The 23,343-nt window shown below is 41.1% G+C and carries 23 protein-coding genes; 10 read left to right on the top strand and 13 right to left on the bottom strand.

Going from position 1 to position 23,343, the window contains the following annotated elements:
* The first annotated feature begins 435 nt into the window (after window positions 1-435).
* From pdxS to RSJ42_RS10205, 9 genes are all read left to right on the top strand, one after another.
* Window positions 436-1,332, top strand: a complete 897-nt coding sequence (gene pdxS, locus RSJ42_RS10245; RefSeq protein ID WP_410507196.1) for a pyridoxal 5'-phosphate synthase lyase subunit PdxS — start codon at window positions 436-438, stop codon at window positions 1,330-1,332.
* Between the two features lie 268 nt (window positions 1,333-1,600).
* Entirely contained in the window at window positions 1,601-2,200 is a 600-nt protein-coding gene (pdxT, locus tag RSJ42_RS10240; RefSeq protein ID WP_410507195.1) for a pyridoxal 5'-phosphate synthase glutaminase subunit PdxT, read from the top strand.
* Between the two features lie 406 nt (window positions 2,201-2,606).
* Window positions 2,607-2,885 (top strand): hypothetical protein, encoded by a 279-nt coding sequence (locus tag RSJ42_RS10235; RefSeq protein WP_410507194.1) that lies wholly within the window; start codon window positions 2,607-2,609, stop codon window positions 2,883-2,885.
* 287 nt (window positions 2,886-3,172) lie between these two features.
* On the top strand, window positions 3,173-3,580 hold the full coding sequence (locus tag RSJ42_RS10230; protein ID WP_410507193.1) for a pyridoxamine 5'-phosphate oxidase family protein: 408 nt from the start codon (window positions 3,173-3,175) through the stop codon (window positions 3,578-3,580).
* Window positions 3,581-4,387: 807 nt separating this feature from the next.
* Complete coding sequence (locus RSJ42_RS10225; RefSeq protein WP_410507192.1) at window positions 4,388-5,038, top strand: hypothetical protein; 651 nt, start codon at window positions 4,388-4,390, stop codon at window positions 5,036-5,038.
* 378 nt (window positions 5,039-5,416) lie between these two features.
* Complete coding sequence (locus RSJ42_RS10220; protein ID WP_410507191.1) at window positions 5,417-6,193, top strand: LolA family protein; 777 nt, start codon at window positions 5,417-5,419, stop codon at window positions 6,191-6,193.
* A gap of 489 nt (window positions 6,194-6,682) precedes the next feature.
* Window positions 6,683-7,342, top strand: coding sequence for a YIP1 family protein (locus tag RSJ42_RS10215; protein ID WP_410507190.1), 660 nt, complete (start codon window positions 6,683-6,685; stop codon window positions 7,340-7,342).
* A gap of 466 nt (window positions 7,343-7,808) precedes the next feature.
* A complete protein-coding gene (locus RSJ42_RS10210; protein WP_410507189.1) occupies window positions 7,809-8,312 on the top strand; it encodes a hypothetical protein in 504 nt (167 codons plus the stop codon).
* The gene (locus RSJ42_RS10205; protein ID WP_410507188.1) at window positions 8,272-9,054 is read left to right on the top strand and encodes a winged helix-turn-helix transcriptional regulator; all 783 of its coding nucleotides are present in this window, start codon (window positions 8,272-8,274) and stop codon (window positions 9,052-9,054) included. Before RSJ42_RS10210 ends, RSJ42_RS10205 begins: the two co-directional genes overlap by 41 nt.
* 379 nt (window positions 9,055-9,433) lie before the next feature.
* On the opposite strand, the gene RSJ42_RS10200 is transcribed toward RSJ42_RS10205, so the two are convergent.
* From RSJ42_RS10200 to rpl7ae, 13 genes are all read right to left on the bottom strand, one after another.
* Entirely contained in the window at window positions 9,434-10,198 is a 765-nt protein-coding gene (locus tag RSJ42_RS10200) for an ABC transporter permease (RefSeq protein ID WP_410507187.1), read from the bottom strand.
* Window positions 10,195-11,187: an ATP-binding cassette domain-containing protein gene (locus tag RSJ42_RS10195; RefSeq protein ID WP_410507186.1), complete on the bottom strand. Its 993-nt coding sequence runs from the start codon at window positions 11,185-11,187 to the stop codon at window positions 10,195-10,197. Before RSJ42_RS10195 ends, RSJ42_RS10200 begins: the two co-directional genes overlap by 4 nt.
* Window positions 11,188-11,311: 124 nt before the next feature.
* On the bottom strand, window positions 11,312-13,042 hold the full coding sequence (locus tag RSJ42_RS10190) for a dipeptide ABC transporter ATP-binding protein (protein WP_410507185.1): 1,731 nt from the start codon (window positions 13,040-13,042) through the stop codon (window positions 11,312-11,314).
* Between the two features lie 2 nt (window positions 13,043-13,044).
* Complete coding sequence (locus RSJ42_RS10185) at window positions 13,045-13,992, bottom strand: ABC transporter permease (RefSeq protein ID WP_410507184.1); 948 nt, start codon at window positions 13,990-13,992, stop codon at window positions 13,045-13,047.
* Window positions 13,989-14,972 (bottom strand): ABC transporter permease, encoded by a 984-nt coding sequence (locus tag RSJ42_RS10180; RefSeq protein ID WP_410507183.1) that lies wholly within the window; start codon window positions 14,970-14,972, stop codon window positions 13,989-13,991. Before RSJ42_RS10180 ends, RSJ42_RS10185 begins: the two co-directional genes overlap by 4 nt.
* Window positions 14,973-14,998: 26 nt before the next feature.
* On the bottom strand, window positions 14,999-15,862 hold the full coding sequence (locus RSJ42_RS10175; protein ID WP_410507182.1) for a class I SAM-dependent methyltransferase: 864 nt from the start codon (window positions 15,860-15,862) through the stop codon (window positions 14,999-15,001).
* Window positions 15,840-17,522: an ABC transporter substrate-binding protein gene (locus RSJ42_RS10170; protein WP_410507181.1), complete on the bottom strand. Its 1,683-nt coding sequence runs from the start codon at window positions 17,520-17,522 to the stop codon at window positions 15,840-15,842. The genes RSJ42_RS10175 and RSJ42_RS10170 overlap by 23 nt, the downstream gene beginning before the upstream one ends.
* A gap of 721 nt (window positions 17,523-18,243) precedes the next feature.
* The gene (locus RSJ42_RS10165) at window positions 18,244-18,654 is read right to left on the bottom strand and encodes a 30S ribosomal protein S6e (protein ID WP_410507180.1); all 411 of its coding nucleotides are present in this window, start codon (window positions 18,652-18,654) and stop codon (window positions 18,244-18,246) included.
* 120 nt (window positions 18,655-18,774) lie between these two features.
* Complete coding sequence (gene infB / locus RSJ42_RS10160) at window positions 18,775-20,550, bottom strand: translation initiation factor IF-2 (protein WP_410507179.1); 1,776 nt, start codon at window positions 20,548-20,550, stop codon at window positions 18,775-18,777.
* A 153-nt stretch (window positions 20,551-20,703) separates the two neighbouring features.
* Window positions 20,704-21,153, bottom strand: coding sequence for a nucleoside-diphosphate kinase (ndk, locus tag RSJ42_RS10155; protein WP_410507178.1), 450 nt, complete (start codon window positions 21,151-21,153; stop codon window positions 20,704-20,706).
* A 33-nt stretch (window positions 21,154-21,186) separates the two neighbouring features.
* Window positions 21,187-21,375, bottom strand: coding sequence for a 50S ribosomal protein L24e (locus RSJ42_RS10150; RefSeq protein WP_048140918.1), 189 nt, complete (start codon window positions 21,373-21,375; stop codon window positions 21,187-21,189).
* Window positions 21,376-21,394: 19 nt separating this feature from the next.
* Window positions 21,395-21,616 carry a 30S ribosomal protein S28e gene (locus tag RSJ42_RS10145; RefSeq protein WP_011034384.1) on the bottom strand — a complete coding sequence of 74 codons (222 nt, stop codon included), beginning with the start codon at window positions 21,614-21,616 and terminating at the stop codon, window positions 21,395-21,397.
* A 24-nt stretch (window positions 21,617-21,640) separates the two neighbouring features.
* On the bottom strand, window positions 21,641-22,003 hold the full coding sequence (gene rpl7ae, locus RSJ42_RS10140) for a 50S ribosomal protein L7Ae (RefSeq protein WP_410507177.1): 363 nt from the start codon (window positions 22,001-22,003) through the stop codon (window positions 21,641-21,643).
* Window positions 22,004-22,352: 349 nt separating this feature from the next.
* On the opposite strand from rpl7ae, the gene RSJ42_RS10135 reads away from it, so the two are divergent.
* Entirely contained in the window at window positions 22,353-23,018 is a 666-nt protein-coding gene (locus RSJ42_RS10135; protein WP_410507176.1) for a TatD family nuclease-associated radical SAM protein, read from the top strand.
* Window positions 23,019-23,343: the final 325 nt, after the last annotated feature.

Raw genomic sequence — 23,343 nt, 5'->3', positions numbered from 1 at the left:
CTAGATGCCCACTATTATATTGAGAAGGTTAAAATAATATTATTTCGTAAATAACCAGATCCGATTAAGATTTTAGTTATAAATATATTTAGTAAATCCTAAAAACGGTATCAAATATCCATATCATAAGCTGTGTTAAATAGCTGGTGAAAAAAGACAGTTGAGATGTTAACCTTCAGTATAAAAAATAAAAAATTTTAAATCTCTGTAAGTTAATTTAGTCTGTACTCTACAATTAAGGAATAGCTTAAATAATGCCTTTTACTATTGAGCGTATTCATAATTCACTGGAGAAACAGCAAACTGAAAATCGCAACCTGCTGGTTGTAACTGGTGGAAAGGACTTTATAGCCGTTTCACCTGTGGAACATATTTCTCACGGCAGTATAACTTATATATCTTATATACCTGATCAAAACAACGAGGATGACATTCATGGACTTTGAAAAATTGAGACACGGGACCGAACTTATCAAGCGGGGCTTTGCACGGATGCAAAAGGGAGGTGTGATCATGGACGTGACAACTCCCGAACAGGCCAGGATCGCAGAAGAAGCCGGAGCAGTTGCTGTTATGGCCCTTCAGGCTGTCCCTGCAGATATAAGAAAAGCAGGCGGTGTAGCCCGCATGGCAGATCCCGAAATAGTACAGCAGATCATTGATACGGTTACTATCCCTGTTATGGCAAAAGCAAGGATCGGGCACTTTGTTGAAGCCGAAATTCTCGAAGCACTCGGCGTTGACATGGTAGACGAATCCGAAGTCCTTACTCCTGCCGACCCCTTCTACCACATAGACAAAACACAGTTTACAGTGCCCTTTGTCTGCGGAGCCAGAAACCTTGGTGAAGCCCTCCGCAGGATTAACGAGGGCGCAGCCATGATCCGGACAAAAGGTGAAGCCGGAACAGGCGACGTCAGCCAGGCAGTAAAGCACATGAAACAGATCCAGGGCGAAATCCGTGCACTTAGAGGTAAGACCAAAGAAGAGCTTATAATGGTCGCAAGGGAGATTGAAGCCCCTATCGAGCTCGTAGTAGAGACCTCCAAAATGCAGCGCCTTCCTGTAGTGAACTTTGCAGCCGGCGGAGTTGCAACCCCTGCTGATGCAGCTCTCATGATGCGCCTTGGTTCAGACGGTGTCTTTGTAGGTTCAGGAATTTTCAAAGCCGAAAACCCTGAAAAGATGGCAAAAGCAATTGTTGAAGCCGTAAACAACTACGATAACCCTGCAAAACTTGCAGAGATCTCAAAAGGCGTGGGCGCAGGAATGAAAGGCATCAGCGCAGATATGATCCCTGTGCAGGAAGCCCTTCAGGAACGCGGCTGGTGAATTTGCCAAATACCCCCGAGTTGCGCCACCCGAATTGCGTCTCGGGAGTACGCTGTCCTTCCCGAATTGCGTCTCGGGAGTACGCTGTCCTTTTCGCTGCGCTCAAGAGGACTAATTAACGGTGATGGAAACCAGCTTCTTTCAAGAGGCTAGAATTCAATTTTTTAAAAACAGATTTATTCTTGCAGGTTTGTAAGAATTAAACCAGTTTATTTTTTATATTTTTTGATTCATTAAGCAGGATCGATTTTGGAAAATGGTGTTTTTAATGAAAATAGGTGTAATCGCTATTCAGGGAGCGGTTTCTGAGCATGTTGATGCTTTAAGGAGAGCCCTTGCAGAGAGAAGGGTTGAGGCTGAGGTAGTTGAGATTAAGCATAAAGGAATTATTCCGGAATGCAGCGGGATTGTGATTCCTGGCGGGGAGAGTACAACGCTTTGCAGGCTGCTTGCCCGCGAGGGAATTGCGGAAGAGATTAAGGAGGCGGCTGCAAGAGGAGTTCCGATTCTCGGGACCTGTGCAGGGATGATTGTTATTGCAAAGGAAGGGGACCAGCAGGTAGAAAAGACCGGACAGGAATTGCTTGGGATTATGGATACCAGGGTCAACAGGAATGCTTTTGGTAGACAGAGGGATTCTTTTGAGGCAGAGCTTGAAGTGTCTATCCTTGATTCTCCTTTTACAGGCGTGTTTATCCGGGCTCCGGGAATCTTGAGCTGCGGGCCAGATGTGAAGGTGCTCTCAGAGCTTGAAGGCATGATTATTGCTGCAGAGCAGGGAAATATGCTGGCTCTTGCTTTCCATCCGGAATTAACCGATGACCTTAGAATTCACCAGTATTTCCTGGATAAAGTTTTGAACTGTTAAGAGTTGAAGGGGTCAGTTCATGGGTTTTTCCAGCAGCTGTCCCTAACTTATTTTTCATTTATTTCTTTGGCATGAAAGTATCTGGAAGTACTTTCATTTTTTGTGTCGTTATTCGAAGAGTTTTATATGAGCTTTTTTAAAAGAGTAGCAAATGACAGGTCGATAAATGGGAGTTTTAGTAGGGGTCCTTATAACAACAAATGATTAAGGAGGAATTTTTGTGTCTGAATGGAACAATCGACCTGCCGGGGATTTACATAGAACTAAATGTATAAAAAGATATTGATAATTATTAATTAGTAACTATCTTACTAAATACCCTAATTAGTGGATGTTTTTAAAACAACTAAATACATTTATTATTAAAGAAAAACTGGAAGATTCAGAAGGTTTGGAGGAATAAGGGGTGACTGAAGACCCGGTTAAAGATGGTGCTGAATTATACGCGATGGATATGACAGTAGGGCTTTCAGATGTCGAAATCGAAAAAATAGATGCTTTAAGATCGGATTTAAAGCTTACGTGGAAAGAGCTGCTGGATAAAATTCAAATGGTTTTCAGTAGTTTAAAAGGGCCTGATGTTGACATAATAAACTCCCTTAAACTTGAGCTAAATCTCTCCTGGTCTGAACTATTAAAGAAAGCCTGTTTAATGGAGTTAATGATGGTGATAAAGAAAGAATAACTGTTATCTTACTATTTCAGGTCTAATACTGCTCTTTACTTTTCCTCTTTATGTATTATTTTGGCTTGCTCCGATATGCAGATTTGGGGCGGTAAAGGCTCTCACTTTAATGAATTTTAAAACCGTTTTTTCTATGCTCAAATCCCCAAACCAATTTTTTATATATTTGTCGCTCTTTAGTAATTTATAATCCAAAACATCATCAACCCAATAACTTAATAAATAAGTGTAGGGTGATGTGTAAAAAATTTATTCAAACAAAAAAATCTAACAAAGGGGTGAAGTAAATGGTAAAATTAAGCAATGAAATGGTAGAAGATTTTGCAAAAATGAGAATTTTTCCTTTCGCAACCGCCTCCAAAAACGGAGAGCCAAACGTAATACCAATCGGCTTCTGTAAGCTTCAGGAAGACCGGGAAACGATCTGGATTGCAGACAACTATTTTTACAAGACCCGTCATAACCTTGAAGAAAACCCGCGGGGTGCAATTTATGTATGGGGTCCCGAGATCAAAGGCTGCTACCAGATAAAAGGGGATTTTGTGATTAAGACCGATGGGGAAGATTATGAGAATATGTATAAGACTGTCAAGAAAATGGGAGACAGGTTCCCTGCAAAAGCCCTTGCCGTCATGAAGATCACGGAAGTTTACGAGTGCAAATCCGGCGACGCAGCTGGAAAGCAGCTTCTTTGAAACTTTCTCAGAGGTCATATAAAAAATTTACTGTTTTATTTTAATTCTGAGGATATTATTTTTATCCTCATGATATCTCTTTTTTGACAAAATATTACAGATAAAAGATCTTATAATGTTTTTTAGATTATTTTTTTAATTTAGTAACATTTCTTACAAAGGCAGATATGATTATTATTTGATAATTTACACAGAAGTTATATATACACAAACTTTTAAACTCTTTTATCAGTTTTATTAGTTTTATCAGTTTTATTCGTTTTATTAGTTTTATTAGTTTTATTAGTTTTATTAGTGTTTATTTGAAGTCTTGGATGATATTTGTATTATTTTTATAATAGGATTGATTGCTTTGCCTGCGGTTTCAGCCGAAGAATTGATTGGGAAATTTTTCCACATGTTTAATAATTGGTTCAGATGGAATACTAACATGGGAATATGATCCGATTAAAAATAAAACATAGTTAATTAACAAAACTTTATAATATTATTTGCAATTTACTTCAAAATATAGTGTATTTATTGATTCTGTATCAGACAATCGTACTATAAACTACAAAGGTATTGAATATTTGGGAGAAGTCAAAACTTATAAACTCAAAGTAATTTCGAGTAAACTAAGCGAACTTGAAGGCTGGCATCGTCTTTTATGGATTGATCTCAAAATCTGGATGCCGCTAAAGATTCAAAGTTATAACGGTGACAAACTTCTGATGACACTAGGATATAGTAACTATTCAATAAATACAGATTTAGAAGAAAATGAGTTTGAACTAAAATTCCCGAAAATGCCGTGGTGGTCAGACAATGAAGATAAATCACATAGTAAAAGGAGAATTATGGCGGTCTATTGCAGTTTATTTTCTTTTCCTTTTTCTAATCATTACTTTAGATCATAAAGGATACATCTTAATAGATGGCCTAACAACTATTATTCTAGCCTTTGTTTTCACAATGATAATTTTCTCACTCCTAGTCTGGTATAGAAGAAAGGAACAATTATTAAACCCATCAATTTTTTCAATAATAAATAATATTTTTGAATCAGAATCTTATAAAGAAAAAACCACAGAGCCTCATAAAAATGAGAAAATCAGCATCTTTTACTCTATTCAAAAAAATATACTCCTTCTAATCGTTACAATGCTTCTGTACATCGTTTACCTTTACGCGTCATTAACTTATCATATAGATCAGATATTCTGGACTTTGTTTTTATTAGTTATGGGGATCGCGCTATCAAAGATTATATATGGTGAAAGGGAAGCAGATCAAAAAGATCCTATGAGATTACTGGTTTTCTATGTAATCGCATGTGCTTTCATTTTTGTACGTTACCTTGTTCTTGGCTATCCTATTCTTCCTATTTTGAAAGGAAGTATAATTCTTGGAATATTACTGATATTTTTGGTTTTAGGAATAAAATGGTCGCAGTCTAAACAGAAATCAGATAATTGAATTCCCTCCAGAATCCCTTGCCATCATGAAAATTACGAAAATTTACGGGTACAGATCCGATGCAAAAGCCGGAAAACATCTTCTCTGTAAAAGCCCTTGTAATCATGAAGATTGCGGAAGTTTATGAGTAAAAAATCAAATTCTCTTCATTTGGCATCGGTTAACAAATTTTATGCACAACTTGGAATACCAGGTATAACTATTTTCCTTCAAAATTCATAGATATATAACCTAAAAAATAACACTTTTTGATGTTTTAATCCTTAACTGAATACAAATGAAATTCTCTTAAATTTCCTTGCTCTGTTCAATACCTGTAAACTTAACAAAACATATTATTTTGTTAAGATCGGTTAATTAATATCTGGAATGAGGAATATGATAAAGAAGAAAATTGTTTCTATGCTTATTTTGATGGTTTATGTTATTTTTACATCTGGGTGCGTGAATGAACCTGATGCGGAAGATATTGAGCTTATTGCAGAAGAAATTGCAGTAAAGATGCAAGAAAAAGAAAACAGCGTCGAGGATTCTTCATATACTCTTTGTATGACGGCGTATTTTGAAGGGGAGAAAATACAGGAAAGTGAATTTGGTATCATGTACAAAAAGCCGAATATGAAGAAAACAATTACAAAAGGGACAGAGAATGAAAGTGTAATGATTTACGATGGAAAAATTGAGTGGTTGTACGATCCCGAAACAAATGTTGTCCAGAAAATAATAGTTCCTGAAGAGTATCAAATAGAAATTGATTATTTCCAGCTCTTTAATGATACTTTAAATGAATATGATATTTCTGTGCTTGAAAACGATAAAATTCACGGGAGAACTGCATATCTGCTTGAAGCAAAACCGAAAGAAGGAATAGAGGAAAGTATTTTAATCGACGAGATCAAAATCTGGGTTGATGGGGAAAGCTGGATGCCCCTGAAGTATGAAATTTACCAGGGCACGCAGAGAATAGAAATCGAGATCCAAGATTTAAAGATAAATACCGGAATACCGGATTCTGAATTCGTATTTAATGTGCCTGAGGGAGCAGAAGTAGTTACAATGAATTTTGAAGACCTGCTTAATAAAAATATATCCAATGAGCGAATAAATGTTCCTGCCGATGGAGGAAGAGAAACATCCATGTGTGCTGTTGTTTGAACAAACATCGTATGCATTTGAAATAATTTGTATTTTCTGTAAGAGAGGAGAAAATGTCTTAAAACCCTCTTCTCCTCTCACGCAATTCTCCTTTTTTTGCTAAAATATTCTGTAAGAAAGTATTCTAACCTTTTTCCCTTTTAATGCTTTTTTCTCTAACGCCTTCACTTACGGATTATATCCTTTTGTGCCGTTTTTTGACTATCTTTATCGATCTTTCAGGCGGCGGATTATTAACTTAACAAAATTTAGTTTCCTTTCAGGTTTAGTCCGATGAGGAGCTGTATTTGTTCAGTCAAACTTGTCCGCGTAAAAAGTGTTTGAAAATAGAAGCCAGCCAGTTACTGTATTATTATGTTTATGAATTATGATTTAAGGTGCAGGATAAAGCGCAGGGCTATAAATATAAATCCAAATATATGATTCATCATACGGAACTTTTATAAGTCTTATGCATATATTGCATAAGGTTGTAAAGGTGTGAAAAATATGGATAATCTAAACCTGAATAGTCTGTTATTTGATCCTGATTCGTTTTTTAGAGAAAAGTCAAAGAACAATATTGATTTCAAGTACCCCGTACTGATTATACTTGCAGTCGCTATAATCGCGATGGGTTCAAGTTTTCTGGTTATGAACAAGCTCAGCGGAATGTTTCCTTCTGATATGGGTTCATATATATCAACTGCAGCAATTGTATTCGGTATCGTCGGCGGGTTATTTGGAACATTTTTTTACTGGTTGATACTGACTTTAATTTTTTATTCAATATCTTACGTATTTGAGTCAAGAGGCACTTTCAAGAGGACATTAGAGTTTGTAGGTTACGGATTTGTGCCGCAAATATTCAGCGGTTTAATTGGCGTTGTTATAACGTACTGGCTGACTGCGTCGGTTGATTTTTCATTGCAGGATCCGGAACTTCTTGCTAAAGGTATGACGCAGGCGCTTTTAAACAATCCCTTGCTTTATGTGTCTCAGGCAGTCGGAATTCTATGTCTCTTACTATCTGCATACATATGGGTATTTGCACTTCTGCATGCAAGAGATTTGTCGGTTAAAAATGCCAGAATTACTGTAGGCGTTCCTGTGGGGCTCTATGTTGTTTATATGATGTATGTATTCCTGTTTACTGCAGGAAGCCTTTAACTCTGTAACCATAGAACAAAAGAAATATATCATATCCTGTAAAGGAATAAAGCCTGTTCTGGAAGGGCGCATAATTGTATTAATCAAAGTAATACTCAGTATTTATCTGGATTTTTGAAAATAGCCAGAAATCGCAGCTAGCATGGAAAGCAGGCTTCCTGCAAAAGCCCTTCCCGCTATCAAGATTATAGAAAAACGTTAATATGATCTGATGATAAGATGGAAACAGCTCCTATGAAAGCCTTTGAAAGCTAATTTATAAAATTTGCGATTTTATCCTGCTTATTATAATAGAATATAACTTCTATAGTATCTCCTTTTTTTACAAAAGTCATCTTGATAAAGGCAGCTCGTCTCATTTTTCAGACAAGCCAGTTTGTCCGCTTAAAAAGTTTTATAAGAACAATAAGGCTGATTGTTTGATACCTTGGAGAGAAACTTTTTATTCTCTGGTTTCTTACCCCTCATGGGTGACAGTATGAATATCTGGAAAGTATTAATACTATGTATGATTGCAAGTGTGCTGGTTCTTCCTGTAGCTTTAGCTGACGAGGAACATACGGTAAACTCCGCTAATAAAGACAATCCGGTTTCTGACAAAAAGGATAAAGTAGATTACATCGTTACTCCTGCAACAGGTGATCCTGGTTTTTCTACAAAGTCAACTCAGTCCATAACCCAGGGGCAGACTATAACTCACAATGTAAACGCAGGTACTGGAGTGAATTCTATTGAGGTAGACTTATACTGGGGAGATACAAGCGATTCTCTTACTCTTAGTGTTTATACTCCTTCAGGAAGCAAAGTTGGAACCTACCGTGACAATTTTGATGGGAGTGTAAATGGCAGGATACACCTTAATATAGATCCAAGCCAGGGGTACGTTCAGCAAGGAACCTGGAAGTTTAAGGTCTACGGAGAATCGGTTAGTGGATCGCAGAGTTATACATTTACCGCTGCATTGCATTAATTACAGGAGAATCTATCTCCTGTGCTTTTTATCTTTATTTTTAATACCGCTAGCTGGAGCTACGGAATATATTGTAAGCCCAGCTCCAAGTGACGAATTTGGAGTATCCTTTGCTGGAGAGGATGTAAAGATAGTAGAGGATACTGTAATACCTTACTGGCAGTTCCTCCTCTGGCTTGCTGCAATGAATATTCTGTCGGTACTGGATATACTTCTGTGCTCTGCAAAGCTTATTTTCGTAATACTCGGGTTCCGGATTGTAGACCACTCAAATGCTATCGGAATTCTGAAGAGGAAGCATATATACGCATTTATCAAAGCCAGCCCTGGCACCTGCATTAGTGAGCTTGCGAATAATACGGGCCTGAACCGTGGAACTTTGCGCCACCACCTTAAAATTCTCGAAGCAGAAAATCTGGTTGATACTCGCAGCGACCACGGAAAAGTCCGGTACTTTCAGAATAATTTTTCATTTGAAGAGAAAGAAAAACTGGTCATTTCAGCCCTTCAAAATGAGATGATCCGCAAAATAATTTCTAAGATACTGGACGAAGAATGCAATACTAACAGGGATCTTTCCACAACAACAGGAATTTCTAAAGGTACGGTTACGTGGTATATTAAGCAATTAAAAGAACTTGATCTTATTGAAGAAAATAAGGTCGGGAGAAGTACTGTGTATAACATAAACCCTGATTACCGGGATACAATTGAAACAATGTACGTGAAATTCTTTGAATAACGGGCTCAAATAGAATGAAATTTCTAAGTTTCTTTTTGATTGTTTCTTTTTGATTAACTCTATCGTTTTAAGTGTATTTTTGGAAAAACAATTATAAACTCAACTTAATCCTGATTGTTTGATGATATGGCTAAAAACCTTATATTTTATATTGAGTATGTCAGAAATAATTATGGAGTTCAAATTACCCTCCCGAGCAAAATTTGAACCCTTTCTGGAGGCATGGTTATGTTAGCCCTGAGATCCTCAAGGCTTCCCTGACCCTGCTTCTGAGTAACTGCTATTTTTCAGTTAATCTGCTGCAAAGATTCCTGACTCCTTTTCTGCGGCACCGGATTCTGATTATTTCGTGTCAAATGAAAATGTATCTGAAACGTATCTATACCATCTCTGCCTTCTGGAAAAAATAACCACTGGTGCAAACCATCAGGACCGATAGTGTTAATAGAATACATATGTCCAGGACGATAGGGAATTCACAATGGCCAATCAACACTCCCCTCAAAGCATCCACACCATATGTAAGCGGATCAAAATAAGACAGAATTCTTATCGGGGCTGGCAAATTTGAGACCGGAAATAAAGCTCCGGATAAAAGAAACAGAGGAAACGCAATAAAATTAATAACCGTGCTGAACCCATGAAAATCCTTCAGTATTGAAGACAAAATTAATCCTATATTTATAAAGACCATAGATATTAGAACCATTATTGCCAGAGACGACAGAACAGCAGGAATAAAAGGCAGCCTGAAACCAAGGCATACCGACATCATCATAATAATTAGTGCCTGAATGAGTGAAGTGGTTGCGCTTCCTGATATCATCCCGAGGACAATAGAGATTCTGCTGGCAGGAGTCACCATAACCTCTTTTAAAAACCCGAACTGCTTATCCATAATGACGCTCATGCCTGCATAAGCAGCCGTAAAAAGAAGGGTCATCCCTATAATGCCCGGCACCAGGTACTGAAAATATCCTATAGAGTCAGGCAGGCCCGGAAACTCCACTTTTCTAAAGCCCATCCCTTGAAAGACCAGCATAAAAGCAGGCATGCCAATAGCACCCGCAACCCTGGACCTTGCCCTGAAGTATTTTATCATCTCGCGCCGCCAGAGAACGTAGATAACTCTTCCCTGAATCACCGGAGCATCCTCTTTCTCATCCGCTCGCGCCTGACTATCTTCCTGCTCCCTTCCTGTTCCCTTATTGTTGAACCTGTCAGGCGGAGAAAAACGTCTTCAAGGCTTGGTTTACTGAAATTTATCGATCTGATCCCAATGCCCAGATTGCACGCAGTCTGAAAAATGTCAGGAATATTTTTTTCATAATCCGATATGATTACATCAAGCATTTTTTCGTTCCGGGCAACTTCCTTAACCCATTCTTTTTCCCCCAGTGCAGAAGCTATGAGTTCAACCTTTCCTTCAATATCCAGGCTAACACAATCACCTTTAAGACGTTTTTTCAGCCCTGATGGAGTATCAAGTGCAATTATCTTTCCATGATCAATTATCGCAATGCGGTCACAGAGGTAATCAGCCTCTTCCATATAATGGGTGGTCAGTATGACAGATGTCCCGTAATTCCGGTTCAGCTTCCTTATATGGTCCCATATTGATCTCCTGGTCTGTGCATCAAGCCCGAGAGTAGGCTCATCCAGGAACAGAACCTTCGGGTAATGAATAAGCCCCCTTGCAATTTCAAGCCGCCTTTTCATCCCTCCCGAATAATTCTCAACGAGAATATCAGCTTTGTCAGCCAGACCTACAATATCAAGCATTTCCTGGATTCTTTTTTTCCTCTCATCCGAACCTATGCCGTACATCATGGCGTGAAATTCAAGGTTTTCCCGCCCCGTAAGCCCTATATCAAGCGAAGGGTCCTGAAAAATTATTCCGATATTATTCCTGATCCGGGCAGGATCCCTTCTAAGACCATATCCTGCGATTTCAGCATTTCCTGCCGTAGGAAGAAGAAGAGTAGTCAGCATATTGATTATAGTTGTCTTTCCCGCGCCATTGGGACCTAAAAGCCCGAAAAGCTCTCCTGTCTCAACCGAAAATGAGACACTGTCCACAGCAGTAAATTCTCCGAATCTTTTAGTCAGATCTTTAACAATTATTGCACTCATCTTAAACAAAACCTTCAAACCAGGATTATTGAAAATTCGTAAAAGCCTGCATTCTAAGTTCTTTAAAATTACATTTCATTTGCAAAAAACAAACAGTGTAAATTTAGAAGACCTTTAACAGGATTTATAATGCCTGATGGTTGTGGCAGCACAGCCCTATTCTTGAACCCACAAGCCTTTTTGTATATTCATCAGAAGGCGAAAGCATAACATCATGGGAATTTCCCATCTCTACAATTTTTCCGGAATTCATGACTGCTATCCTGTCAGCGATTTTCAGGGTCATTGAAAGGTCGTGTGAAATATATACCATTGCAAACCCTCTCCTGTTCTGAAGGCCCTTTAAAAGACGCAATATATTTGCAGAGGTTGAAACATCCAGAGCCGAAGTCATCTCATCGGCAATAAGGAGTTTTGGCTCCATAACCATTGCTCTTGCAAGTGCAACCCTCTGCCTCTGTCCGCCGCTCAGTTCACTGCAATATTTCCTCAGGAAATTATCTGTGATGGGAAGGCGGACAAGTTCAAGGGCATTTTTAACCATCTGAAGTCTATCTCCATTGGTCCCGATCTTATTGATATAAAGAGGCTCTTTGACTGCATCAAGAACGGTAAACCTGTTGCTGGTTGAACTGAAAGGGTCCTGGAATACTATTTGAATGCCGTTGATTCTTTTCCCATAGTTTCCTCTGCTGACATCCCCGCCCATAAAAGACACCTCTCCCCTTTCAGGTCTTATTACGTTTGCAAGGAGATGTGCAAGGGTTGACTTTCCAGAGCCTGTCTGGCCGACAACTGCAAGAACCTCTCCTTCCCCAACTTCCAGACTAACATCGTCTACTGCCTGAATGTATTCTCCATCTGGCAGCCGATAGCTGAAGTTCAGGTTTTTTGCCTCCAGAATGTTTGCTATACCGCCTCTGTGGCATGCAATTTCACGCCCGCCTCCTGCTGGAACAAGAACAGGGGAAACTCTGCTGCATATCTCGATTTTTTGTGTACACCTCGGGCTGAAAGGACAGCCTTTAAACTCATCCCCTGCCGGAACATCCCCAGGAATCCCCCATAAATCTTTATAAACGAAAACATCAGGTGTTGAATGGACAAGACCCCTTGTATAGGGGTGACGGGGGGATACGAGGATATCCTTTACAGGGCCGGCCTCTACAATTTTTCCCGAATACATGACAGCAATCCTGGATGCCAGGGAAGATACAAAAGTGATGTCATGAGAGATCATTAACATTGTATACCCCTTCTTCTTCTGAAGGTCTACCAGAAGGTCCCTGATCTCCTTTCGGGTAAACGCGTCAAGCGCAGAAGTAACTTCATCAAGAATTAATAGCTTCGGATCGCATGAAAGGGCCATTGCCAGAAGAACTCTCTGCCTCATGCCCCCTGAGAGCTGATGCGGGTATAAGTCCATCCATTCGGGATCAAGGCCTACAGTCCTGAACAGGTCAGCACATTTATTCCGGGCCCTGTCAGGGCTGATGTCGAGATGTTTTATCATCGGTTCCATTACCTGAAAGCCTGCTTTCATAACAGGATTCAGCACTTCCAGGCTGTTCTGGAATACTATTGCAATATCCTTCCACCTGAACCTGTCTATTTCTGAATCAGGCAAAAAAGATATTACATCTCCCCTGTAAAAAATTTCTCCGGAAATTGATGTATTTTCCGGCAAAAGCCCCATGATCCCGAGTGCAACAGTGGTCTTGCCGCTTCCGGACTCTCCTACGACGCCAAGAATTTCTCCCTCTTCAATTTCAAAAGAAATACCTTCTACAGCCCTCACTGTGTTAAAGTCAGTTATGTAGTGGCATTTAAGGTCATTTACTTTAAGCAGACTCATAATCAGAAACCTTTCTTTATTTTTAATCTGGGATCAAGAATCCTTTCCATATCCCTGCTTATAAACGCAAGACAGAGCAGGAGAAAAATAAGCATAAACAAAGGAGGCAACAGCCACCACTGCCAGTAAGGCGTAAAATATATCGACCTGAAACCTGTTGCATGGTTAAGCATCATTCCCCAGCTTTTGGAAGTGGGATCTCCGAGGCCCAGAAAAGCAAGCCCTGTTTCGGCTATTATTGCGTGTGAGGCTATACCAATGACAAGTACAAAAAGGACAGGCATAACTTCTAGAAATATATGCCTCCTGAGCAGGTAAAATGGTTTTGCCCCGTAATTCCGGGCTGCAATAATGTAGCTGTTCTTCTTTAATGACAGAGTCTGGGAACGTGCAATGCGTGCGGGTTTTGCCCAGCTGAAAAGGACAAGAACAAGAATTACGTTAAGAATACTCGGCCCAAGAAAAGCAGATATCACAATCAGGAGAGGAAAACTCGGAAGAGCCATTGTCACATCAATTACTCTCATCAGTCCCTGGTCAATGTGCCCTCCAATGTATCCTGCCAGTATTCCGATAGCTCCTCCTCCAAAACCTGCCGCAAACGCTACTGCGAGCCCTATTGTTAGGCTCATTCTTGCACCGTAACATATCTGGGACCAGATATCGATACCAAGTTCATCGGTTCCAAGTATATGTTCAGGACCCGGAGGTTCGAGCGAATTGCCTGTGATTTTCTGAGGAGGATAAATTGTTATCACTGGAGCGAAAACTGCCATTAGAATTATAGAGATAATACCAAGGACACCGATTTTTCCTTCAGTACTGAACCTGGAGAACGGTTTAGCTATGCTGCTGGCAATTCTGTTAGTTCTATTGATTATGCTAATATTTAATGCCTGAATAAAAGAGAATATTCTGTCGTTCTCAGAGACAGCAACATCCTTTATCATACCACGACCCTCGGATCAAGTTTCCAGTATATTTTGTCGACTAACAGGTTGCAAACGAGTATGGATATCGCAATTACCAGGAGAATGCCCTGGATAAGGGGGTAATCCCGTCCTATTACAGCACTTCTGAGTGTCATTCCTATGCCGGGATAGGAAAAGACGCTCTCAACAAGCACAACACCGCCCATCATTATGCCTATCATAAAACCTGTCCTTGTCACTACAGGAAGAAGTGCGTTTCTGAGTGCATGCCGTATCCACACTGTTTTTTCTCCCAGGCCTTTGGCACGGGCAGTCCGGATATAATCCTTTGTTGTCACCGTAATCAGCGTATTTCTTGTGAGCAGGTACACGCCTGTCAGCTGCGTAAGTGACAGGGTCATAACAGGCAGAAAGGCATGATACAGTATATCCCATGCCTGCTCTACCGGGCTGTTAAAGTCTGCAAAAGGGGTAATGGCACCTGCAAGAGGGAAAATTCTGAGATGCACACTGAAAATCAGAAGAAGGATCAGGCCAAGCAGAAATGAGGGAATTTCCGCAAAGGCGATCATGCCTGTCATCATAATTCTGTCGCTCCCTTTTTTCCTGTTCTTTGCCGAAAGTGTCCCGAGAAGCACACCGGAGACTGTACTGATTATGGTAGCTCCCACAACAATCAGCACAGTCCAGGGAAAGTGGAGCATTATTACGTCACTGACCGGCATTTTATAATAAATGCTCCTGCCTAGATTTCCAGTCATCAGGTTTTTCATGTATACTGAAAACTGTTCACTCAAAGGCCTATCAAGTCCGTAATAGTTCAGGTAATACAGGCGCTGCTCCTCTGTCATTACAATAATTTCTTCCCCAACCTCATCTGAGGAAGTGGCTGAGAATGGATCTCCGGGCATCATTCTTGGAAGGAAAAAGTTTATGGCAAGAATTACAAAAAGGGTCGATAGCAACCTTAAAACAAATGAATTCCTGTCATTTTCCATTCAATCATCTTCCCTTTATTATCCATTCATCTGCCGTTAACTTCCCAGACTATCATACCGGTATATACATCAGGCTCGGAACGGTAAATTCCATCCGGGGAGGCGTTTTTGTAATAATCCCTTATTTTTTCCTTTGTTTCTTCATCAAAATCCCTGCCCCTTCCGATGAACTCTATTGCCTGGTCTGCAGCTTCTCTCCAGTCCGTTTCTTCCTTCCATTCGGAGTGGTTGATCCTGAGAGATGGCATATAGCCTGAAAGGTAAAGGTACATGAATGGGTAAACCATACCGTTCATATTGTTCGCAGAGTTTTGACCGAGTATTGAATTCCGGATCTCACGATACGCCCTGTCCTCTCCTCTTCTCAAAAAGTTACTGTAGTAACAGAGATTTTTCGAGCATGCTATCATCTTATCAAAATTCTCAATATCCTTTATTGCGGGAGTCATGGATGCAATCACAAGGTCGTATCCTTTTCGGAACCCAAGTTCATCTATATCTGCAGTCCACCAGGAACATTCAATGACATCTACCGGGAGTGATTCTTCTTTGACGGTATCCTTCAGCTTTTTGAGCATTCCGGACGATATGTCAAGTGCGGTCACCTCTGCTCCAAGCTTTGAAAGAGGGAGAGAGAGGGCGCCGGGCCCGCACCCGATATCCAGAACTCTGGAACCCTCCGGATTAAAGCCGGCTTCTTCAAGGAATTCAAGGATCTCATCTGTTCTCTTCTTTCTCTGATCTTTCTCCATATTTTTGGAATAATTCTTAGACCGTTTATTCCAGAACTCTGCCATCCTGCCTTCATCCTGGATGTTCAGAGTATCACCTGTAGCTTTTTTCCAGCATTCGATCAGATTATTAATATCATCTTTTTTCTGCAATTCCATCCCTCACAAGATATGAAAGAATGCTGTGTGTCCTTGCATGGTGGTCATACATATTCATCCAGCCGTCGTATTTTGAAATTCTCCAAGCATCATATAATGTGGTATAGTACAGCGGAATTGCAGGGATATCATTCGCAATTACGGTTTGCATTTCGTATACTATTTCTTTACGTTTCTCATCGGCCAGTTCCTGCAATTCCCGGTCACCAAGTGAATTCAGGGTATCATTGTGGTAACCATACACTGCTGCACCGGATGATACGCTTCCGGTCTGTGTACCTGTATCACAGTATCTTGTACGGAGATAATCTGCATCCTGTCCCCATCCTCCAAAGCCGCTAATCAGAAGCTCAAAATCCCCACTCTTCAGATTGGCATCACGGGACTTGCTCTCGAGAGCTTTCACCTGAACGTCAATTCCAACCTCACTCAGTCTTTGTTTTATAAGTTCCCCGATACGGATCTCGGCATTGCCCTGACTGCCACTGCCAAGAGACAGTACATATGACAGTTTTTCCCCGTTTTTGTCACGTATTCCATCCCCATCTGTATCAGTCCACCCTGCTTCGTCAAGCAGTTCTCCTGCCTTTTCCGAATCGTAGCTATATTCCGGCTGGTCAGGGTTATACCATATGTGGTCTTCTGAGAGTACACCCATTTCACCTGCTTTTCCTGCACCCCTTGCGATCTTTTCCACCAGTTCTTCACGGTCAATGGCATAAGCAAAAGCCTGCCTTATCCTGCGGTCACAAAGTTCAGGGCACTTTTTCATATTGAAATAAAACTGGTAACCCCAGAAAGCCGGCTGCTGTTCTATTTTTATATCAGGGTCTGATGTGAACCGGTCAAGAGTGTCGGGTGATATGCTTGTGAAATCTATTTCTCCCTGTTCAAAAGCTATCAAAGAATCACTGACAGGAACAAACTCGACAGTTTTAACAGCAGTCTCCGGTCCCCAGAAGTCCTCATTTGTTACAAAACGGTATGTTCCGTGCTCTTTATTGTACTCGTCAAGAAGGAATGGACCAGTGCCGATGACTGCCTCCGGATCAAGGAAACTGGAAGGGTCCGAGACATCTTTGTATATGTGCTCAGGTATGATCTTAAAACCCGTGAGCTTATAAAGGAAGGTTGAAACAGGCTGATTCAGTACGAATTTGACATTGTTTGCATCCACAACCTGAACATTATCTACAATACCGGGCTCAATTCCACCTGACACAGGTACATGTTCCTGTTCGTAATCAAAAGTAAATTTAACATCATGTGCCATGAAAGGTTCTCCATCGCTCCATACGACACCTTCTCTGAGATGAATTGTATATTCTGTTCCATCTGGACTGACATCCCAGCTTTCAGCCAGCCAGGGTATTATGCCTGTTTCATCTCTTTCTAACAGGCTATCAAAGATCATTCCAACCTTTGATGACCCGGGACCTCTAGGATATATTGTAAACGGCTGAGGATAGCCACAATCTCCGCCGCTAAGCTTTACAACATCCACATGCAATCCTTCAGCAGTATTCTCAACCAGTGTTTCATCAGCCAGCGCCTTTCCAGCCTGTGCTTCGGCCTGAGCATTTTCCTGGTCAGCACAGCCCGCTGTCATTAAGATCAGGGCTGTCAGGAAAATACAAAAGAATAATTTTTTTTTCTTCATAACAGAACACCCTATTTTTGTGGATTACCACCAATCGCCTGATAATATGAATAAAAATACAAACAACACGTAGGTGTTATTATTTACATATATAAGAGTGTTACTAAATGTTTCTAAATTCTAAGAAAATTATAGATTATAATAACGTGATTGAATTAGTTATACTTTAATTCTGAATTAAATAATACAAATTATGATGGATATTACGGGCTTTTTTCTAAGCCTGTAAGAAAATACTGTAATTACCAGAAACGGTAAGCTTATTTTTTCTATCTTATTTTTTCTAAACCTGAGTAAAAAGAGCTTTGAATATCATCCGGATGAATTAAGAAAAAAAGATGCAGTGTTTTTCCGAAAATTAACAGTACATTCTGATTGTTTTATTCTCTGGACAAAAATCTTACAATTATTCAGGTGACATTAATAATAATTTATTAAGTAAAATTAACTCCCCAGAGCAGTTTTGAACTTTTTTATATCCATTGTCGGATTTATCAGGGCTTATCGGAAAGCCGCTAATAATTAATCAACAAAATTAGATAGATTAAACTACGCGAAGTTGTCACGATACCAAAAGCGCAAAGAATGCAAAAAAGCCTGCGAAAAAATAGTCTATATACGAAAAAGTCGAGATATACGAAAAAGCCGGGATTTTACAATTTCTTCGAAAGAGTATATTAAATCCGCCCGAAGGCGGAACTTTAAGTTACTCTACTTGGAATTACTCTGCTGCCGGAGCCTCTTCTGCGGTTTCAAGGCCGAGAAGGGCTTTTATGGATTTGCTTCCGTATTCAACTACCTTGGCGTTGACCTGGACGATATCGGGAGCAATTTCCCTTCCGCGCATCATCTTTCTCCTGCGCTGGCCTGGGAGCTTGGGAGTGTAACCGACACCTGTTGCGGTCAGGATTCTCTGTCTCCTGGGGCCCGGGAGGTCCGGCTTCATAACAAAACCGCTGCCGTCACAGCCGCCGGTGATCTTGACTTTATATCCGGCGAGCCCGAAAATGCCGCCGTCAACGACGTCTCCGATTGCCTTTCCGATTAATGCGTTTGCTTCAGCATCCTTAATATCGATCTGGTAAGCGCGAGCTTCCTTTGGATCAGAAACTACAACTTTGAAATTTGCCATGTGAAATCCTCCAATCAGATTTATTTATAATAATTCCTTAGCCTTACTTTTTTATCTGAGTTATCCTGAATTTTACCCGTCCTGCCGAATCCTGAATATGCTCTGCCTGCATATCAGCTTTTACTTTGCCCAGAAAGGATTGTCTTTCCTTTTGAGTGACAGGAAAATATCAAGGGTTTCCTTTTCATCGGTTGAAAGGGAGTCATAGATCTCGTGCTCAAGGACTTTGGCATGCCTTTCAGGCACGTTAATATAGAGCACATCTTCTTCTTTGATCTGCCTGCCTACGGTTGCACCTTCGATTGCCATTGCAACTTCTTTGCCTACTCTTGCAGAAGAAATATTTTCACCTTCGGACTGCAGACCTTTGATCTTGCCCACAACGTTTCCGTTTTCAAGCATGACATCCGCATTTGTCCGGACAACTCCGCCAAGCACTCTTACCCCGACAACTGCGGGTTTGCTCTGCCGGAAAACACATCCTGGGAGGATCTTGAACTTTCCGGGGCGGATTATTGTTTCGAAAATCTTCTTTTCAGCCATTTCCTGCTGCTCTTTGACATATTTCTGGTAATCTTCAACCAGGCGGTAAATCACATCACTTGTGAATACCTTTATACTGCTGTCCTGCAGGAAATCTCTGGCATCAGGGTGAACCTTAACATTGAAACCTATAATCACCGAGTAAAGGGGGTCTTCAACCGTCGAAGCTTCAACCGCGTCCCGATGGGAAATATCTCCTACTTCAGCTTTTCTGATAGGGACATTATCTTTCTGGAACTCGTGGACAAGAGCTTCAAGGGATCCAAGGGTATCTGCTTTAATCATGATCCCGACCGAACCCGTATCAATCCTGACCTCATCGATCTCGGACTTTACCTGGGCTACAATCTCTTCAAGGTCATCTTCTGTTGCAACCCTTATGGGAGAGCCTGCGAGTGCACCTTCAAGTCCGGGAGCGGATATCTTTACACCGGCTGCAGCAGTTACCTTACTTACCTGCTGGAACTTGCTCTCGTAGCGGATTTCGGCAAGTTCCCTTGGTTTTAAAAGAGCCCTCACCTTTGTCTGGATAGGCTCGCCCAGGCTTCCGATAACAACCGTATCTCCTTTCTTCAATGTGCCGTCATAAAGGATAATATCAAGGGTTGCTCCGAGACCTTTTTCTTCCTTTACCTCAAGGACAGTCCCAACTCCCGGACCTTTGGCACTGTACTGAAGATTTGCCTCAAGGAATTTCTGGGCAAGACCTAAAAGGACCATGAGGACATCAGGAATACCTTCTCCCGTAAAAGCACTTACAGGGACTACTCCAAGGGTTTTCTGGAAGTTTGTAACCCGGTCGTAACGTTCTGCGGCAAAACCCTGGTTATAGAGTTCGCCTATTACCTCGTAAAGCTTTGTTTCAAGCCGTGCCTGGACATCGGTGGACTGCTTTTTAAAAGTAGCAGCAAAAGGAAGATCTTTCTGTGAAACCCAGCCGCCAATCCTGTCTATCTTATTGGCAACGACAACAAAAGGAGTCTTGAACCGCTTTAAGATCTGCAAGCTCTCGTGGGTCTGGGGTTTGAAACCTTCGTTTATGTCAACAACCACAATTGCAAGGTCGGCAAGTGCGCCTCCTCTGCTCCTGAGGGTTGTAAAAGCGTGGTGCCCCGGAGTATCAATAAAAAGCAGCCCCGGTACCATGAAGCGGTCCCTGAGCCTGGGGTCTCCGAGCTTATTGACAATCACATCTATAGGGACTTCGGTTGCCCCTATGTGCTGGGTAATAGCTCCGGCTTCTCCGCTAACAATTGCAGTACCTCTGATCTTGTCAAGCAGAGTTGTTTTCCCGTGGTCAACGTGCCCCATCACGCAGACTATAGGAGTCCTGAGATTTTTTTTGTCGGTCATATACAGAACCTCTCTCATTCCCGCGTCTTATTTGCTGCAGGTCCAGAAGGGCCCGGGTCTCCCCGGAAGGACCCATTTTGCAGGTAAAGGTTGGCAGATGCCTGAAATCGTGTAAAAACTTTGGAAACACGAAAAGGCTCTGAGATACCTGCATTACTCGTACAGACAGACCTCATCGACTCTGGAATACTTCCCGATTTCGGAGTCCTTAAAGTGAATTGCAATCTCTCTTACTGCAGCTTCGGGAGAATCGGAGGCATGGACAACGTTCCTTCCCACATCAAGAGCAAAGTCTCCGCGGATAGTTCCGGGAGCGGCATCCACAGGGTTTGTAGCCCCGTTTATTGCTCTCATGACCTTAACTGCATTCTTTCCTGCAACTACCATTGAGACTGAAGGACCTGAAGTAATGAACTCGATAAGGGAGGGGAAGAATGGCCTTGCTGCGTGTTCACCGTAGTGCTCTTTTGCAGTAGCTTCGGCAATAACGTTCATCCTGAGGGCTACAACCTTCAAGCCTCTCTTTTCTATTCTGGAAATTACCTCTCCAACCAGCCCGCGCTGGACTCCGTCAGGCTTCACCATTACGTATGTCTGTTCCATATGCACACCTACTATGTTTGAACCAGCAGGCAATTATGCTTTTTTCAGCTGGATTTTGCCTTTCTCAGTCCACTCGGTGCGGCGCGGAAGCCTGCCAAGTGCGAAATTGCTCATGCACTTGGAAGAGCACATGAAGTAAGTGGATCCGTCTTTTTTGACGTAGAGCTTACCGGTACCAGGCTCCAGCATATTCCCGCAAAAATAGCATTTTCTCTGTTCCATTTCTTTTCACCGTCTATTTTTACCTGGTAGTCAGTTTCTTTGCTTCTCTTGACGTTTCCAGAAGCATCAGAATGTCACCGATACGGACAGGACCTACACAGTTTCTTGTGATTACGCGGCCCTTGTCTCTGCCTTCCAGAACCCTGCACTGGATCTGACTGGCTTCACCATGCATACCTGTGTTCCCGATAACGTCAATAACTTCGGCAGCAAAGCCGCCTGTTGTGCTTTCTTCAGCCATAATCAGCACCCCTTGTTATCAGGATTATTTAAGAGCGTCAAGCTTCTGAGCGATGTCCTGGATCATTTCAGCTGCTTTTCCTGCATCTATAATTGCTACTGCTGCACAGGAGACACCAAGTCCGCTGGCTGCACCGAGGTCTTTCTGGGTCTTGATAAAGATGTAGGGAGCTTTCTTTTCCTCGGAAAGAGGGGCGAGGTGAGCGACAATCTCTGCAGGCTCGATATCTTCGGCAACCAGGACAAGCTTTGCATTGCCTCTTTCGATTGCTTTGGTAGCTTCATTTGTGCCCTTTTTAATCTTTCCTGTGTCTCTGGCAAGTTCCAGAGCTTCAAGTGCTTTGTTTGTAAGTTCTTCAGGAACATCGAATTTAGCTAATTGTGCCATTTAAGTTTCTCCTTCGAAATTGCGGATCTCGCAATTTTTCATCAATCATAGGTTTTTTAACACATATCTATCAACATTGAAAATATTCAAATTCCAGAAAAGAACCTGAAGGGATTCAATGCGGAGAGTAAATGAGTTGAAACATAGATACTGCTAGCTAAATGCTGCAGATTGAACCTTAAAAGTACATACTAGCCTATAAACCTTCTGCTTGAAAAAAAAGGGTGACAGACAGATATCAGGGCAAACATTAAAGATAGGATTATATAACAAAAACTTCAGCTATAGGTCGAAAAATGCAGGTGCGTCGTAGCTATAAGAAATGCTTCATAGCTGAAAAAGATGCGTCATGGTTATAAGGAATGTAAGGAGTTTGATTCTTATGGATACAATTTACTATGAAGCCCATAATAATCTTTATCTTAATCTGACAAACCGCTGCAGCGCAGACTGCGTCTTTTGCATCCGCAATTTTGCAGATGGTGTTTATGGGTATAACCTGAGACTTTCAAAAGAACCATCAACTGAAGAAATTATCGGAGCCCTCAAAGGGCTTGACCTCTCAAAATACAGGGAAATTGTGTTCACCGGGCTTGGAGAGCCTACCCTCAGGTTTGATGTTGTACTGACAGTTACTCGCTGGCTTAAAAACCAGGGATTAAAAGTAAGGCTTGATACTAATGGTCATGCTGCTTTAATTAATCCCGGACTAGATGTTGTTGCAGAGTTAAAAAGCGCAGGCATGGATTCTATTTCGGTCAGCCTCAATGCAGAATCTGAAGATAAATACAATAAACTCTGCAGACCTGCCAACAAAAATGCCTATAAAGCTATCCTTGATTTCGTAAGGCGTGCAAAAGAAGCTGGAATCTCTTCAAGGGTTACGGTTGTTAAGGTACCCGAGATTGATCTCGAAAAATGCAGAGAGGTCTCAGAGAGACTTGGTTCGGAGTTCCATGTCAGGACACTCTCCGGGGCGGCAAGTACAGATATAAGGGAGAATCCAATGAATTAAGAAAATCAAATGAATTAAGAAAATCAAATGAATTCAAATTAAAAATAGTTTTTTCTGCCATAGAAATGGGTATCTAAAGTCTGTTTTTTAATTATTCAAAATTTGATAAGCATTCATAATGATAAGCATTCATAATGATAAGCATTCATAATGATAAGCATTCATAATGATAAGCATTCATAATAGTGAGAATTCATAATAGTGAGAATTCATAATAGTGAGAATTCATAATAGTGAGAATTCATAATAGTGAGAATTCATAATAGTGAGAATTCATAATAGTGAGAATTCATAATAGTGAGAATTCATAATAGTATCTGTTCCC

It is taken from the genome of Methanosarcina hadiensis (assembly GCF_046529725.1).
GTDB classification, from domain to species: Archaea; Halobacteriota; Methanosarcinia; order Methanosarcinales; family Methanosarcinaceae; genus Methanosarcina; species Methanosarcina hadiensis.
The sequence above is the reverse complement of the archived record's forward strand: the minus strand, read 5'-3'. Positions and strand labels throughout refer to the sequence as shown.

Bases quoted from the DNA above. Each gene is read 5' to 3' on its own strand.
- pdxS (WP_410507196.1), top strand. From the start codon at position 436: ATGGACTTTGAAAAATTGAGACACGGGACCGAACTTATCAAGCGGGGC.
- pdxT (WP_410507195.1), top strand. From the start codon at position 1,601: ATGAAAATAGGTGTAATCGCTATTCAGGGAGCGGTTTCTGAGCATGTT.
- RSJ42_RS10230 (WP_410507193.1), top strand. From the start codon at position 3,173: ATGGTAAAATTAAGCAATGAAATGGTAGAAGATTTTGCAAAAATGAGA.
- RSJ42_RS10225 (WP_410507192.1), top strand. From the start codon at position 4,388: ATGAAGATAAATCACATAGTAAAAGGAGAATTATGGCGGTCTATTGCA.
- RSJ42_RS10220 (WP_410507191.1), top strand. From the start codon at position 5,417: ATGATAAAGAAGAAAATTGTTTCTATGCTTATTTTGATGGTTTATGTT.
- RSJ42_RS10215 (WP_410507190.1), top strand. From the start codon at position 6,683: ATGGATAATCTAAACCTGAATAGTCTGTTATTTGATCCTGATTCGTTT.
- RSJ42_RS10210 (WP_410507189.1), top strand. From the start codon at position 7,809: ATGGGTGACAGTATGAATATCTGGAAAGTATTAATACTATGTATGATT.
- RSJ42_RS10195 (WP_410507186.1), bottom strand. From the start codon at position 11,187: ATGAGTGCAATAATTGTTAAAGATCTGACTAAAAGATTCGGAGAATTT.
- RSJ42_RS10190 (WP_410507185.1), bottom strand. From the start codon at position 13,042: ATGAGTCTGCTTAAAGTAAATGACCTTAAATGCCACTACATAACTGAC.
- RSJ42_RS10185 (WP_410507184.1), bottom strand. From the start codon at position 13,992: ATGATAAAGGATGTTGCTGTCTCTGAGAACGACAGAATATTCTCTTTT.
- RSJ42_RS10180 (WP_410507183.1), bottom strand. From the start codon at position 14,972: ATGGAAAATGACAGGAATTCATTTGTTTTAAGGTTGCTATCGACCCTT.
- RSJ42_RS10175 (WP_410507182.1), bottom strand. From the start codon at position 15,862: ATGGAATTGCAGAAAAAAGATGATATTAATAATCTGATCGAATGCTGG.
- RSJ42_RS10170 (WP_410507181.1), bottom strand. From the start codon at position 17,522: ATGAAGAAAAAAAAATTATTCTTTTGTATTTTCCTGACAGCCCTGATC.
- RSJ42_RS10165 (WP_410507180.1), bottom strand. From the start codon at position 18,654: ATGGCAAATTTCAAAGTTGTAGTTTCTGATCCAAAGGAAGCTCGCGCT.
- infB (WP_410507179.1), bottom strand. From the start codon at position 20,550: ATGACCGACAAAAAAAATCTCAGGACTCCTATAGTCTGCGTGATGGGG.
- ndk (WP_410507178.1), bottom strand. From the start codon at position 21,153: ATGGAACAGACATACGTAATGGTGAAGCCTGACGGAGTCCAGCGCGGG.
- RSJ42_RS10150 (WP_048140918.1), bottom strand. From the start codon at position 21,375: ATGGAACAGAGAAAATGCTATTTTTGCGGGAATATGCTGGAGCCTGGT.
- RSJ42_RS10145 (WP_011034384.1), bottom strand. From the start codon at position 21,616: ATGGCTGAAGAAAGCACAACAGGCGGCTTTGCTGCCGAAGTTATTGAC.
- rpl7ae (WP_410507177.1), bottom strand. From the start codon at position 22,003: ATGGCACAATTAGCTAAATTCGATGTTCCTGAAGAACTTACAAACAAA.
- RSJ42_RS10135 (WP_410507176.1), top strand. From the start codon at position 22,353: ATGGTTATAAGGAATGTAAGGAGTTTGATTCTTATGGATACAATTTAC.